Origin of the sequence: Micromonospora sp. CA-240977, from assembly GCF_050942285.1 — a bacterium.
In the GTDB taxonomy this organism is placed as follows: domain Bacteria; phylum Actinomycetota; class Actinomycetes; order Mycobacteriales; family Micromonosporaceae; genus Micromonospora.
Genome location: NZ_CP192055.1, coordinates 731,732 through 745,700 on the forward strand (window position 1 = coordinate 731,732; position 13,969 = coordinate 745,700).

The window sequence follows — 13,969 nt, forward strand, 5'->3', positions numbered from 1 at the left end:
CAGGTTCTGAGAACGAATCCGGGATTGACCGGGATCGGCGGCCCATTCTTGATCTTGCTCGCGCAAAGGACCGTTTATGAGAGAAGCATGTGACACACGGAGGTCCGCGAAGGTATCCCTGTTTGGGGCAGGCAGAAATCGGCGATCGGCGCGACGATGGGCTGGTGGGCAACAAAGGAGCGAACGATCTCGGCGGCTTTCTGCGTAGCCGACGCGAACGCCTGACGCCAGACGCTGCGGGTATCGAGCCCGGCGCTACTCGTCGGCGAGTCCCCGGACTGCGCAGGGAAGAGCTGGCCGAACTCGCCGGGGTCAGTATCGGCTACTACACGCGACTGGAGCAGGGGGTCAGCGGTAGCGCTTCTGGCGCCGTCATCGACGCGTTGGCCGCAGCGTTGCAGCTCTCTCCGGCGGAGCACGAACATCTGCGGATCCTTGCTGCTCCGCGACGACCGACTCGTCCTCGGACCCGTAGAAGCAAGCTGAGGCAATCAGTACGTGAACTGCTCGCCGCTATGCCCGGAACACCGGCGATCGTGATCGATCACCGCGCCGACGTCCTCGCGTGGAACCGCCTCGGACACGCTCTGCTGGCCGGTCATGTCGACGTCGACGCTCCGGACATGCGGATTCGGCCGAACATCGCCCGAATGCTGTTTCTCGACCCGCACCACCGCGCGTTGTATTGCGACTGGCACGCCAAGGCACAGGTCACTGTCGCGGCCCTGCATCAGGCGGTTGCGCGGCACCCGGCCGACCCAGAGCTCGAACAGCTCGTCGGCCAACTCGCCGTCGACAGCCCGGAGTTCGCGCGAATGTGGGTGCGGCGCCCCGTCCGAACGTGCTCGTACTACCTACGAGAACTCGGCCATCCTGTCGTCGGGCGAGTGACTCTGCAGAACGAGACGGTCACCCTGCCTGACGATGACCAGCAGATCGGCCTGTTCTACGCGCGTCCCGGCACGTCTGACGCCGACGCGCTCACCTTGCTGGCACAGAGCCTCGAACGACGCATCGCGCCAGGAATCCTGTCCCGGAAGGAGAAAGCACGATGAGGATCGTCGTCGTCGGCGGCGCCGGCACCATCGGACGACGTTTGGTGCCCGCGCTGCGCTCGCGCGGACACGACGTTGTCGTGGCCGGACGATCCTCAGGTGACGTCCACGTCGACTTGACCTCGCATTCGACCATCGAGGCCATGTACCGCGAGGTCGGGGCGGTCGACAGCGTCGTGAGCATCGCAGCGCATGGCGCGCTCGACGAGTTCACGACGCTGACATCCGACGCGCTGTTGGAAAACATGCGAGCCAAGTTCTTCGGGCAGGCAGATCTGGTTCTCACCGGCCAGCACCACTGCGCCGACGGCGCCTCCTTCACCCTGACGTCCGGTATCTTCGCCGACCAAGCATGGCCGCACGTCACTGGCGGCGGCGTCATCAGCGGCGCCCTGCACAGCTTCGGCTTGTCGGCCGCGATCGAGCTACCGCGGGGTATGCGGATCAACGTGGTCAGCCCCACGATGATCGGCGACTCCCTCGACGCCTTCGCCGAACACTTCCCCGGCATGCGTCCGGTGCCGATGGGCGAACTCGTCGGCCACTACCTGCGCTGCGTCGAAGGTGACGACACCGGTCGCATCATCCGGGCGTACGGATGACCACGCGACTCGCCCTTACACGTCGTCGTCACGATCATCACGGCTGAACGCGCTGGGCTAAGCCGGCAGTCCCCAGTAGGCGTCCGCTCGGGCCGGCCTGGTGCGGAGGTCCCGGACTGTCGAACCGGCGCAGCATGTGGGTCGCGATTGCCGACGGCGCGACCCACGGGGGCCGTCTCGGTGGTGGCCGTACCGCTGGAGCGGGCACTAGGCGCACGCCCCTTCCGCCACCACTAACAGGCGTTTCGGCAACACGATCGGCTGAGCGCGCTCTTCCGAACTGATGGCGCCGGACACAGAGTCAGTTGCCGACGCGCCTTTATCGATCTTGGTGATGTGGTCGCGTGGTGGTCACCAGCGGAGGGTCACTCCCTGCCAGCGCGGGTTGATCCGCAGGTCGTTACACTGGCCACTCGCGCCCCCGTAGCTCAGGGGATAGAGCATCGGTTTCCTAACGTGCTGCTCCGCCCATGTCCGCAGGCTGATGACCTGCGGCTTTTCGGTTCACGCCCATGTCTGCCGGTCGCAGCGGGGTGCTGCTGTGGTCGCTTGCTGAAGATCAGCGAACCAGATGGCTCGGTGATCGGTGAGCCCATCACCTGACGGGAGCGACCTGCGAAGAGAGCGAGACCAGTCTGCTGTCGGGGCGGCAACTCGCCACAGGGCACTGGCTGGCATTGCGCGGAGCCTGTCGTCGAACGGCAGCGTGGAGGTTCCGGTGTAGAGGACGATGCCGGCGATGAAGTCGTCGCTGAGGCGGTCGGCGAGTCGGCGTAGCCCGCGCCATCATCGGCGTACACCTACCACCGCGTGAGAGCGGCCGCCTACAGTCCATGATCGGCGTGATCATGCCGGTCGCCTACGTCGGCGGTCCGCTCGTCGCCGGCCTGCTCGCTGGCTACCTGAGCTGGCGCTGGACCTTCTACGTCAACCTGCCTCTGGGCGCCATCGCCCTCCTGCTCATCGCAACCCGCGTCCACCTGCCACCCACGGAACGCGTCCAAGCTCGCATCGACTACGGCGGGGCGGCCCTGCTCACCGCAATACCGAGGGCGCGTGATTGTGCGACGGGCCGCAGACCGGACGTCTGCGTTGCTCAGAGCAGGTTGATGCCGAGGAGTAGCGCACCGGCGCTCACGCTGACGCCGCCGGCCACGGTCAGCCAGATCAGCTTGTTGGGCCGGGTATCTTGCGGCCGGGCCACTGAGAGGAAGAAGCCGAGTGGCATCAGGATCGGTGCCGCGACCAGCAGCCACCGGATCAGGGTGCGAGTGCCGTTCGACGCGTCAGCTTGGTCCACGTAGGGGAGTGCGGCCAGCGCGAAGAGCACCAGCACCCCCGCGTGCGCGTGGCCGGCGGTCCAGAGGCCGCGGCGCACCGGATTGTCGAGGTAACCGGCCTTACGGCGGGCGAGGTGGGCAAGCAAGGTCAGACCGCCGAAGGCGACGGTGACCACGGTGATCAGCAGGATGCCGGCGGTGGTGAGAGTTGCCGAGGACATGGGGTCTCCAATCTTGTCAATGTCAAGATTGGCTCATGCGACGCAACTTGTCAACGGCTAGATTGAGTGACCTCGCGAACTTTGGGGATGGTTGAGGTCGACCCTGGACCGGGCTGTCCGCCGCCGGCGGCGGTCCCTGATCGGGATCTCCGGCCAGGGCAGGGTCTTGAGCTGCTTGAACAGGGTGGGTTGGTTGCCTTTCGTCGGGATCATCAGGTGGCAGGGGGATGCCGAGCACTCCGCCGGCCACGCCGACGACGGCCATCGACGTCAGCACCATCGTGACGACCTGGCGTGGCGTCATCCCGATTGACTTGAGCATGCCGAGATCGCGGCGGCGTTCCCGGCCGTTGAGCACGACCGTGCTAAAGACGCCGAGGGCCGCGACGGTGGACAGCAGTAGCGAGGGCACCGACGAGAAGCCGATAACGGTCACCGCGAAGTCGCTGAGTTGGGAGGTGTCCCACGCATCGATTGCCGGGTCGGCCGCCTTGACCGCAGCGACGTACGCCGCGACGTTGCCACCGGAGTTGAGCTGGACCTGGTAGTACACCTCGTCTGGTTTGACGACGCGGTCCGGCGCGAAATCGGTGAGGACGCGCCAGTCCACGAATATCCGGGCGATCCAGGCACGCCGTCCATCGTCTTGCCGACCACGGTCAGCACCGTCCGCCGTCCGCCGAGCTCCAGGGTGAGCTTGTCCCCGACCTTCAGTCCGCGATCGCGCATGAGCTCCGACGGCGCGACGGTCTCGTCCGCCCGCGTCATCCAGCGTCCGGCGGTGAGCTCGTCCTGGTAGCCCATCGACGAGAAGTCACCGCGGACGAAGTTGACGGTCAGCGGCTGGGTCTGCCCGAGGGTAGGGACCGGCAGGTTGAAGATGGCGGTCACCCGGGCGACGTCCTGCAGCCCGCGCAGCAGCTGCTCGACCTGCGCGTCGGTCCGAGTGGTGGTGGCCGTCGGCACCGCGGGCGGAGCCTGACCTTCGGCGGCGATCCGCGTCCGGCCGTCGGACGGCCGGACCCCGATCTGCCCCGAGACCCGGTCTTCGATCGTGGAGATCCGGGTCAGCGTGTCAGCCAGCCCGGTCGCGAACGTAACGGTGTCACGCCGAGCAGGACGGCCACGACGGTGAAGACGGTCCGACCCGGTCGCGCGAACGGCAGGCGCAGCCCCGAGGGTGACCGGGTGCGGCAGTCGGATACCGGCGAGCCGACGCTGGATCCCGCGTCCCATTCCCGGCCCGTGGTGAGCTGCCGGCACTGATCGCCTCGGCGGGCGAAAGGGGGTGCGCCCGGACGGCGGGCACAAACGCCGCCAGGGCGACGAGTGCCGGCAGTGTGGGCCTGGAACAGCCCCAGCCACTGGTCGCCCGGCCGGCGCGCGTTCTTCGCCAGCGAGGGCTGGTACGTATTCAGCTTGAGTGAGCTGGGGGCATCCACGGTCCGGTGGTGAAGAGCTGTTTGAGCACGTCGAGTGCGTCCATGCCGTGTTTGGCGGCGGTGGGACTGTCAGCGATCAACGGGCGGTGCCGCTGCTCTCGGGGGTGGAAAGCTCGCGCTCATATGTCTGAAGGGCGTCGATGACGGTTATGCGCTGCGCCGGGGTCAGCGGCTGTAGGGCTTTGCGCCATGCCTCGGCCCCCTTGGAAAGCCAAGCGTCGACCGCCGGGTGGTGCTGCTCGGCGATGCTCACGATCGTGCGTCGGCGATCGGCATCGTCCTCGCGCCGATCGAGGACCCCTCGGCGGCTCAGCTCGCTGACCATCAGGCTGACCGTGGCCGGAGCGACCTCTAGGCGGGCGGCGAGTTCATTAACACCCATCGGCCCGTCGAAGAGCAGGTAGGCCAGTAGGGACAGGTGGCGGGGAGCCAGCGAGAACGACTGGAGCTCGTCGGGGATCTTGGACCGTTTGATGCGCGCGACGATGCGGGGCATCAGCAGCAGCAGCGTGCGGATCCCGTCCTCGACGCTCGGGCCGACCTTCGTGCGGTGACCAGTTGACATGACTCCAACCTCAAACTAGCTTTGCTTGCAAAGCAAAATAGCTTTAGATCCTGAACTTACCAGGTCGCCGCCCCAACACCGACCTGCACGCCCAGGTCGCACATCGAGCAGAGGACCGTGCCATGGCCGAGAATGAGCCCGCGGTACAGATCTGGAACCAGCGCATCGTCGAGGAGTTCGATGCCACCGGCGGACGGGTGGGTGGCCCGTTCGAGGGGGCCGCCCTGGCGCTGGCGCCGGCTTCGACGTACCAAGACCAGACATCACGGCCGATTCCCGTCGTCGCCCTGCATCAGTGGGCCCCCGGAAGTGCAGCATGACCGCGACAGCAACCGCGTCGGCCGCACAGTACAGCTCGCGGCGCTGGGCCGCGCTCGGCGTGACGCTACTCGCCGTGCTGATCGACATGGTCGACTCGACCGTGATCAACGTGGCACTGCCATCGCTGCAACACGACCTGCATGCGTCCTCGACGCAACTGGAATGGTCAGTGGCCGGCTACACCCTGGCCTTCGCTACAGCGATGATCAGTGGCGGTCGCCTGGGCGACCGGTACGGCCGCCGCCGCATCTTCCAGCTCGGGCTCGCCAGCTTCACCCTCACCTCGGCATTGGCCGGTGTCGCCTCTGGCCCTGGGATGCTGATCACCGCACGAATCCTGCAGGGCACGTCGGCAGCACTCATGGTGCCCCAAGTCCTGTCGATGCTGCAGGTCGAGTTCCCGAAAGCGGAACGCCCCAAAGCGATGGCGATGTACGGGATGACCTTCGCCCTCGGCGGGCTCGGCGGCCCACTGCTCGGCGGTGTACTCCTCGACGCCGACTTGTTCGGCCTCGGCTGGCGGCCGATCTTTTTCGTCAACATCCCCATCGGGATCGCCGCCCTCATCAGCACCGCCGTGCTGGCCCGCGAGTCCCGCGCCGAACACGCGGCAACTACCGACCTGCCTGGCACGGCGATAGCCACCGCCGCCCTGCTCGCCCTGCTCTATCCCCTGGTCGAGGGCCGCGAACTGAACTGGCCATGGTGGACCATCGCACTCATGGCCGCGTGCCCGCTGCTGCTGTGGCTGTTCACCCGCTATGAACGGGCTGCGGCAGCCCGAGGCGAAACACCACTGATCGACCCGGCCCTGCTGCGCCACCGTGGCGCGATCGGCGGGCTGCTGGTTTCGGTGCTGTTCTTCGCCGGCACCGCCTACACCCTGGTTCTGACCGTGCACCTGCAGAGCGGTGCTGGATACACACCGTTGCGCACCGCCCTGGCCATGATTCCGTTCACCGTTGGTGTTGGCATCGGCTCCGCGTTCGCGCCGAAACTCATGCCCATGGGACGTAAGGTCGTCATCATCGGATGCCTCGTCATGGCCGCCGGCATGACACTGGTACTCGCCGCGGTGCAACGCTACGGCACCACGCTGCACCCCTGGCAACTCATCCCCGGCATGCTCATCGCCGGACTCGGCATGGCGATGGTGGCCGGCACCCTGATGACCATCGTCCTGGCCAAGATACCGGCACGATTCTCGGGCGCGGCATCCTCACTGATCAACACCACCATCCAGGTCGGCGTCGCTACCGGAGTAGCACTGATCGGCACCGTTTACTTCGGTGAAATCGACAACGGTCACGGGCTGGTGCGCTCGGCGGTGCTCGGCCTGATCATTGTGATCGGGCTCTACCTGATGGCCGCATTGCTGGCACTAATCTTGCCGGCAGGGCCAGTACCACTCGTCGAGGAACCCTCTGCCCCAACCGGCCCGCCGGAGTCAATCCAACCACCGACAACGGTCTCCTCGGCACTCCGCTGAGCCCGACCGGGGTAATGGTCGAGGCGGTTCAGGCGTCCAGTCGTTTGCAACAACTCATGAAACAGATCGCTGAAGGTGAGCCGCCGGGCCGTCGAGTGTTTCGCGAGCGACCACCTCTGAAACGCCGGTCCGGTCGGCGTTCGGCCGGGGGCTGCCCGTGGCGGCATCAACGCCCCTGTGCTGCTGCTTCGCCTGCTCGCGAAGGGCGTGGATGAGCGTCGTGACGTGGGGCCGATCGCTACGGCTGATTGCGGCGACGCCGATGTGCCGGATCGGGCCTGGCGACTTGATCGGGACGGCGCATAGGCCAAGGATCTCCGGGACGAGCGCAATAGAGGGGATCAGGGAGATTCCCATGCCTGCGGCGACGAGAGAGCGGGCGAAGAAGTAGTCGGTGGTGGTGCCGCGCACTTCCGCATCGAAGCCGGCGCGCTCGGCGTAGCGGCGCAGATATGCCTCGGTCTTCAGGCAGCCGAGCACCCAGGGTTCGGCTGCCAGCTCGGCGAGGTCGAGCGCGTTGCGGTTGGCGAGTCGATGCCCTTGCGGCAGGACGACGTGCAGGGGGTCTTCCAGGAGCGGCGTCCACTCCAGGCTGGAGCTGAGGCCTGGTCCTACGGGTAGCGGGCCGTCGAAGTGGTAGGCGAGGGCGAGGTCCACGGCGCCCTGGCGGACTAGCGGCAGGGTGTCCTCGGGTTCGCCCTCCCTGATGTGGAGCACGGTGCCGGGATGCGCTGCCATGAGCCGGGAGAGGGCACCGGGCAGCAGGATCCTGCCACCGCTGGTGAAGGTAGCGACGGTGAGTAGGGTACGGCCGGTGCTGAGCTGGGCGACCTGCCGTTGTGCGTGTGCGAGCTCTGCGGCGACGGATTCGGCGGCGCCGACCATGATCTGGCCGGCCTGTGTGAGGGTGACGCCGCGAGTGCTGCGGGCGACGACCTGGGCGCCGAGGCTGCGCTCCAGGACGGCCACGTGCTGGGAGACGGCCGAGGGGGTAAGGCGGAGAGCCGTGGCCGCCTGGTTGAAGCTGCCGTGCTCCGCCACCGCTCGCAGGATGCGGAGCCGCTGCACATCGATCAACAGTTTTCCTTAATACGCATCCAGTAAGCCGGGCCTTCTGCTGATGACAATAGGTCGCCAGGATGGGGGCATGCAAAAGATCTGCGTCATCGGCGGAAGTCGGTACTTCGGAAAGCTCCTGGTGAAGCGGCTGCAGGCCGCAGGCCACCAGGTCACTGTGATCAACCGCGGCTCCACCCCGCCACCCGTCGGCGTCGAGCACCTCGTTGTCGACCGAAACGACGAGGCCGCCCTGACGGCCGCGCTCGACGCCCGCACCTTCGACGTCGTGGTGGACCAGGTCTGCTACACCCCGGTGCAGGCCGCTATCGCCGCCCGCGCCTTTGCCGATCGCACCCGGCGTTACGTCATGACCTCCACGATCGAGGTCTACGACCCCGCGACCGCCGCGCTGCCGACTGTGCCAGCAGGCACGCCGGTGCCGGAGGAGATCGTGGACCCGGCCACCTGGCTGGTGGCAATGGACCTGCCCTGGCACGACGACGCGTACGTGGAGGCGCACTACGCCGAGGGCAAGCGGCAGGCGGAGGCCGTCTTCACCCGCGTCGGCGGCGTCGAGTTCGCCTCAGTGCGCAGCGCCCACGTGCTGGGCGGCGGTGCGCAGGAGTTCACCGGCCGGCTGGCGCACTACGTCGAGCGCATCGCCGGGAGTCGTGCGATCACTGTGCACACGAAGGCGCTGCCCACTGTCTTCATCCACTACGAGGAGCTGGCGGACCTGCTGCTGTGGGCGACCACAGCCGACTTCACCGGTCCGATCAACGCCTGCTCCGACGGCCCGCTCGACGTACACGACCTCGCCGCGATCATCGCCATGCGGGCCGGCCGGGGGCCCGTCTACCGGACCGTCCCGGCGGGCGAGGAGGCTTCGCCGTTCTCCTTCGACCGTTACTACGCCATGAGCAACGCCCGCGCGAAGGAGCTGGGCTTTTCCTTCTCCCGCACCGCCGACTGGCTGCCCGGCGCCGTCGCCGAAGCCCTCACCACCGAGCCGTCACCTACCGCCTGAGGATCAAGTCACCATGCAGTACCGCACCATCGCAGACACTGCCGTCAGCGCCATCGGCCTGGGCGCCATGCCGCTGTCCATCGAGCACCGCCCGGACGAGGCGCGGGCCATCGCCACCGTCCACGCCGCCCTCGACGCCGGCGTCACGCTCATCGACACTGCCGACAGCTACCACTGGCACGCCAACGAGGTGGGCCACAACGAGCTCCTGATCGCCCGCGCCCTGGCCAGCTACGGCGGCGACACCTCCGGCGTCCTGGTCGCCACCAAGGGCGGCCGCAGCCGCCCCGGCGACGGTAGCTGGACCGTCACCGCCACTCCTGCCCACCTCAAGCGGGCCGCCGAGGCTTCCGCCAAGCGCCTGGGCGTCGAGACCATCGGCCTTTATCAGCTGCACAAGCCGGACCCGGCCGTACCCTGGGCAGAGTCCGTCGGCGCCCTGCGCGAGTTGCTCGACGCCGGCACGATCCGCGCTGCCGGGATCTCCAACGTCACCACCGCTCAGATCCACCAGGCACACGCGATCCTCGGCGACGGACTCGTCTCCGTGCAAAACCAGTACTCGCCTGCCCTGCGCACCAGCGAGCCCGCGCTGCAGCTGAGCACGCAGTTGGGGCTGACCTTTCTGCCCTGGAGCCCGCTGGGCGGCATCTCCCGCAGTTCCCTCGATGGTCCGTCCGGCCCGACCTCGGCGGGCACAGCCTTTCACCGCATCGCAGCCGAGCGCGGCGTCAGCCCGCAGCAGATCGCGCTGGCCTGGCTGCTCGCCCGCTCCCCGGCAGTGCTCCCAGTACCGGGAGCCAGCCGCCCAACCTCCATTACCGACTCGGCGCATGCCGCGGAGCTCACGCTGAGCACGGAGGATCTGACGCAGCTTGAGGACGCTCTGCCGGGCTGAGGTGGGTCGCGGGGCGTCGCTTGCCGACTTTGACCGAGGACGGCTGGGAGGACGCGGCTCTGGTCCAGAACGGCAACTGGCTGCTGCTGGCCCGCGTCGGGGGCAAACTCCGCAGACACCGGCCTACCTGGTGGAGCCACTACGGCCTAGACGACCTCATCACCCAATGAAGGAGCCCAGCGCGCGGCGACCCGCTGACGACGATGCTGCTTCCACCCGTCGGTGCGCGACGTCGACGTCGCTTTCCTCGACCCGACGGACCTGAGCCGCGACAACGACGACCAGGCCACTTGGCGGCTGGTGGCGGCCTGGTCGAACCCGCCGTGGGAGGCGAAGAAGCACGCCACCGTGCACGCCTGGTGTCCGGCGACGGATCGGCGGCGACCTGGTGCCCCGTCGCGGACCATCGCCGACGTGGTCGCTACCTAGCCTGAGGACACCACCGCCGTGGCCGTACGCCTCGACGCCCATGACGAGACGGGTCTGCGCGCCGCACGGCCTCGACGACCTGGTCGACGGGGCGTGGCGGCGCAATCCCACCAGGGTCAGCCCGCGGGTCTCCCGCCAACGACTCGCCCGCTATCGCCCACCGAACGCTGACCCGGGTCTCGGGTCATGCCCTGAGCCGGCACTCGAAGCCGGGAAGGCCGCTGCCGAAGCCATCTCCTGCCGAGCCGGCGACGCCCGGGCCGGGGGGAGATGGCAGCCCGCATGATCTTGGATGATGTGCGCGGTGTGTGCTCTCCAGCGGATGCCAACCGGGGTGAACCGGTGCCAACGCGGGTCACTGCGGCCGATCGCCGGTCGCAAACCGGGGTTCGTGTGCTCCGGGTGTGCTCGTGTGCTGGAGAACGGCGGTCCGGGTGACGTGGGTGATTGTGGGCCACTCCCTGCCACCCCAGGTGAACCCCCAGGTCGCTAGACTAGGCCCTCGCGCCCCCGTAGCTCAGGGGATAGAGCATCGGTTTCCTAACCCGACGCTCCGCCGGTGTTCGCAGGCCGATAACCTGCGGCTTTCTGCTTTCTGCCTGCGCGTGCCGGTCGCTTCGCGGCCTTGCTGCGATCGCTTGCCGAAGATCAGCTGGAACGTTGTGGGTCCTGAGCGTGCAGGCTTAACGCTGCCGCGAGTCGGGAGCCGGGTCATCCCCGGCGGGCTCCTCCTCATCAAGCAGCTCGCGGCGCCATTCGGCGAATCGGCTACGGAGATCGTCCAGCGCTCGGCCGGTGACACCGTACTGGGCGAAGTCGTCGGGATCGAGCAGGGTGGCTTGTCCGAGGGCGTTAGCGAAGACGCGCCGGTCGAAACCGCGGTCGGCGCGCTGCGCGAGGGTGAGGAGGGCTTCGCGGGTGTAGCGGCCGGATCGGAGCGCGGCGTCGATGTCGATGAAGTCACGAGCGAACGCTCGCCCGTAGAGTGCGCTCATCTTGTTCGCGACCGCGTCGTCAGGGTGGAGTACCGGTCCGATCGCCATGAGGATCGGTTCGTTGGCACGCCAGTCCACGCCGAGTTCGACCTTGGAAACGCGCACACCGTCGGTGACGGCCAGCCGGGCGAACGTGTCGTACTGCCGCTCGGTCTCGACGGTCAGGCCGTCGTCTCGGTAGGCGTGCACGACGGCGGCGACCGCAGTGGTGAACTCCTCGCGGCGGTCCCAGGCGGTGAACAGGTCGACGTCCTCGCTGGACCGCTCTACAAGCCCGGCGGCCTGAACCGCGTAACCGCCGGCCAGAGCGAAGCCGTATCGATCAGCCGCCCCGAGCCCGGTGCGAGCGAGGCGTTCGTGGAAGGGGTCCACCGCTACGCCGCGTCGCTGCGGGTCGCGGCGAGTTCGGGGAAGGCTGTCTCCCAGCGCTGGCGGAGCTGGGGTGGCAGCCAGAGGGTGGGCCAGAGCCGCCGGAGAAGGTCGGCATCGAGCCAGGTGTTCAGGTCCTCGACCGTGCTGGCTTCGGTGAGCACCACCTTGTACATGCTGGACAGGCGTGTGGTCCGGTTCAGGTCGTACTCGGCGTGCCCGGACCAGTCGAGGTGACGCGGAAGCGCCACCGTGCCTTCGGTGGGGCCGTGCAGTGCGGCAAGGGTTTCGGCCACTACATAGGGCCTGCGGTCGCCGTAGGTCTGGTAGTCCGCCGGCGGCTGGGGTGATGTCCTGCGCCGGCTGATGTTGGTCGCCCGCCGGACTTCCGGTCGTAGCGCCTGACGGATCGTCTCCCGGCTGTACCCGGTGACCCGCTGCAGATCCACCGGCCGCCAGCCGGCCGCATGAAACGCCCGCAGTTGCTCGTCCCGCTCGGTCAACGCCTGCGCCCGCGTCGCCTCGTACCGGGAGACAACCGCATGTAGCTCGTCCTCGGAGAACCGGCCCATGCCCGTCAGCCTACTACGCTAGGCCCAGCACGCTTGGCTTCTCGGCGATCTCTAAGACTCGATGAAGGGGGGCATCGTTGGGATGGGATCGGCACCGAGCGAAGCGGATCAGCCAGCGGCTTACTGCCCCCTGTTCCTCGTCCCACCAGACAGTGATGATCGCGATCGGAGGCCCTCAAGTCCTGGCGAAGCCCAGTGCCCGGTATCCGGGCATGCGCCGTGGGAGTGAGGCGGCCAGGATGGGTGTGGCCGGGTCGTGGTAGTCGTGGACCTCGGCGACGTCCTTGCCGGGCGCGGCGCGGATAATGCGGCCGGCGCATTGGACGAGTAGGCCGTCGTAGGGGATCGGGCCGGCGAGGAAGAGGGTGTCGAGGGCGGGGGCATCGGAGCCTTCACCGATGAACGGTGTGGTGCCGATGACGAGCAGGCCCTCACCGGCCTTGGCGCCGTCGAGCCGGTCAACGACGGCCCGCCGTTCTCTGGTGCTCATCGCGCCTTGAAGCACGAGCGGCTGGTGTCCGCGTGCGGCGAGCAGAGCGGTGAGTGTCTCGACCTGGGCGAGCCGTCGGGTGAGCACGAGACAGTTGCGACCACGGGCCAGGGCTACGGCGACATCATCGGCGATCTGATTGTTGCGAGGCTCGTCGATGGCTAGTCGCCGGTGCACCTCAGCCAGCGCGCCGGGCGCGTCCAGGTCCACATCGCCCGCCCGGAATGCGGTCTCGTGGATGAACAGCGTTCGACGCGGTCCGGCGTCGACGTGCATCGCTGCCGCTAGGGTGCCTTGTTCCTCGTCGGTCAGGGTGTGGCGGACGGGTCCGAGTTGCCAGGTGACGAGTTCTCCGAGGCCGTCGCGGCGGGTGGGTGTGGCGGTGAGGCCGAGCCAGAACTGCGCGGTGATCCGTTTGACCGAGTGCTCGTACGCCGCGGCGCCGAGGTGGTGGCATTCGTCGACGATGACGTGCCCATACCCCTGGGTCAGGGAGGCGACGTCGTCGCGCCGCGCGAGAGACGGCAGCAGCGCGATGTCCACCGTGCCGGTGAGCTTGCGTCGGCCGCCGCCGAGTTGACCGGGCTTGATTCCGAGGAACTGCTCGATGCGGACGCGCCACTGGTCGGCGAGGGCTTTGCGGTCGACGAGAACCAGGGTGGAGGTGTTGCGTTCGGCGATCACGGCGCAGGCCATGACGGTCTTGCCGGAGCCCGGTGGAGCGACCAGAATCCCGTCGTCGTGGGCGAGAAGCGCGCCGACCGCCTTGGCCTGCTTGCCGGTGAATTCGGCGGTGAACGCGGTGTCGATCTCGGTCCCGGAGTTTCGTGCGTCCGTGACAGCCAGCCGCGACCCGGCGCGTTCGACGATCGTGGCGATGGTGTGCCGCAGGCCCCGCGGGAGAGCCAGGCGGTCATCGAGGGTGAGGTCGTAGCCCTGGATGAAGCGTGGGATGTCCCAGGTGGACTTGCGTAGTCGCTGCAGCTCGTAGAACTTCGGGTTGGCCATGGCAGCGGCGTGCTTGAACGTCGCCAGCGCGCGGGGGTGAGCTGGGCGGCGTCGATGCTCAGCCCGGCACCTGCCCGAGCGGCCCTGCCGGCCTGGCTGCACGCCTACAATCACCACAGCCACCACACCGCACTCGGCGGCCCACCC

Annotated in this window: 14 protein-coding genes and 2 pseudogenes; 9 read left to right on the plus strand and 7 right to left on the minus strand. The window is 67.9% G+C overall.

The genetic code is table 11. The features are described from left to right. The first annotated feature begins 122 nt into the window (after positions 1-122). The 3 genes and pseudogenes from ACQPWW_RS03470 to ACQPWW_RS03480 all read left to right on the plus strand — a co-directional run. Positions 123-1,055, plus strand: a complete 933-nt coding sequence (locus ACQPWW_RS03470; RefSeq protein WP_433129061.1) for a helix-turn-helix transcriptional regulator — start codon at positions 123-125, stop codon at positions 1,053-1,055. After that, positions 1,052-1,657 (plus strand): short chain dehydrogenase, encoded by a 606-nt coding sequence (locus ACQPWW_RS03475; RefSeq protein WP_433129063.1) that lies wholly within the window; start codon positions 1,052-1,054, stop codon positions 1,655-1,657. Before ACQPWW_RS03470 ends, ACQPWW_RS03475 begins: the two co-directional genes overlap by 4 nt. Positions 1,658-2,490: 833 nt before the next feature. Continuing rightward, positions 2,491-2,601, plus strand: a pseudogene (locus ACQPWW_RS03480) (hypothetical protein); the annotation flags it as partial. Positions 2,602-2,753: 152 nt separating this feature from the next. On the opposite strand, the gene ACQPWW_RS03485 reads toward ACQPWW_RS03480, so the two are convergent. The 3 genes from ACQPWW_RS03485 to ACQPWW_RS03495 form a co-directional block, all read right to left on the minus strand. Beyond that, entirely contained in the window at positions 2,754-3,158 is a 405-nt protein-coding gene (locus ACQPWW_RS03485; RefSeq protein ID WP_433129065.1) for a hypothetical protein, read from the minus strand. Positions 3,159-3,180: 22 nt separating this feature from the next. Then, positions 3,181-3,768, minus strand: coding sequence for an FtsX-like permease family protein (locus ACQPWW_RS03490; protein WP_433129067.1), 588 nt, complete (start codon positions 3,766-3,768; stop codon positions 3,181-3,183). Positions 3,769-4,676: 908 nt separating this feature from the next. After that, on the minus strand, positions 4,677-5,165 hold the full coding sequence (locus tag ACQPWW_RS03495; protein WP_433129069.1) for a MarR family transcriptional regulator: 489 nt from the start codon (positions 5,163-5,165) through the stop codon (positions 4,677-4,679). Between the two features lie 122 nt (positions 5,166-5,287). On the opposite strand from ACQPWW_RS03495, the gene ACQPWW_RS03500 reads away from it, so the two are divergent. Further along, positions 5,288-5,485: a hypothetical protein gene (locus ACQPWW_RS03500; RefSeq protein ID WP_433129072.1), complete on the plus strand. Its 198-nt coding sequence runs from the start codon at positions 5,288-5,290 to the stop codon at positions 5,483-5,485. Continuing rightward, positions 5,482-6,975, plus strand: coding sequence for an MFS transporter (locus ACQPWW_RS03505; RefSeq protein ID WP_433129074.1), 1,494 nt, complete (start codon positions 5,482-5,484; stop codon positions 6,973-6,975). Before ACQPWW_RS03500 ends, ACQPWW_RS03505 begins: the two co-directional genes overlap by 4 nt. 54 nt (positions 6,976-7,029) lie before the next feature. Here the strand turns inward: ACQPWW_RS03505 and ACQPWW_RS03510 are convergent, their stop codons facing one another. After that, positions 7,030-8,043, minus strand: a complete 1,014-nt coding sequence (locus ACQPWW_RS03510; RefSeq protein WP_433134108.1) for a LysR family transcriptional regulator — start codon at positions 8,041-8,043, stop codon at positions 7,030-7,032. Positions 8,044-8,122: 79 nt separating this feature from the next. Here ACQPWW_RS03510 and ACQPWW_RS03515 point away from each other — a divergent pair, with 79 nt between their 5' ends. The 4 genes and pseudogenes from ACQPWW_RS03515 to ACQPWW_RS03530 all read left to right on the plus strand — a co-directional run bounded on the left by ACQPWW_RS03515 (position 8,123) and on the right by ACQPWW_RS03530 (position 10,388). Then, positions 8,123-9,061, plus strand: coding sequence for an NAD-dependent epimerase/dehydratase family protein (locus ACQPWW_RS03515; protein ID WP_433129076.1), 939 nt, complete (start codon positions 8,123-8,125; stop codon positions 9,059-9,061). A 13-nt stretch (positions 9,062-9,074) separates the two neighbouring features. Beyond that, positions 9,075-9,959: an aldo/keto reductase gene (locus ACQPWW_RS03520; RefSeq protein WP_433129080.1), complete on the plus strand. Its 885-nt coding sequence runs from the start codon at positions 9,075-9,077 to the stop codon at positions 9,957-9,959. A gap of 47 nt (positions 9,960-10,006) precedes the next feature. Further along, positions 10,007-10,129, plus strand: a pseudogene (locus ACQPWW_RS03525) (SitI3 family protein); the annotation flags it as partial. A 52-nt stretch (positions 10,130-10,181) separates the two neighbouring features. After that, on the plus strand, positions 10,182-10,388 hold the full coding sequence (locus tag ACQPWW_RS03530; RefSeq protein WP_433129082.1) for a nucleotidyltransferase family protein: 207 nt from the start codon (positions 10,182-10,184) through the stop codon (positions 10,386-10,388). A gap of 683 nt (positions 10,389-11,071) precedes the next feature. On the opposite strand, the gene ACQPWW_RS03535 is transcribed toward ACQPWW_RS03530, so the two are convergent. The 3 genes from ACQPWW_RS03535 to ACQPWW_RS03545 all read right to left on the minus strand — a co-directional run bounded on the left by ACQPWW_RS03535 (position 11,072) and on the right by ACQPWW_RS03545 (position 13,822). Continuing rightward, entirely contained in the window at positions 11,072-11,755 is a 684-nt protein-coding gene (locus ACQPWW_RS03535) for a nucleotidyl transferase AbiEii/AbiGii toxin family protein (RefSeq protein ID WP_433129084.1), read from the minus strand. A 2-nt stretch (positions 11,756-11,757) separates the two neighbouring features. After that, positions 11,758-12,324 (minus strand): hypothetical protein, encoded by a 567-nt coding sequence (locus tag ACQPWW_RS03540; protein WP_433129086.1) that lies wholly within the window; start codon positions 12,322-12,324, stop codon positions 11,758-11,760. A 175-nt stretch (positions 12,325-12,499) separates the two neighbouring features. Beyond that, entirely contained in the window at positions 12,500-13,822 is a 1,323-nt protein-coding gene (locus ACQPWW_RS03545; RefSeq protein WP_433129088.1) for a DEAD/DEAH box helicase family protein, read from the minus strand. Positions 13,823-13,969 lie beyond the last annotated feature (147 nt).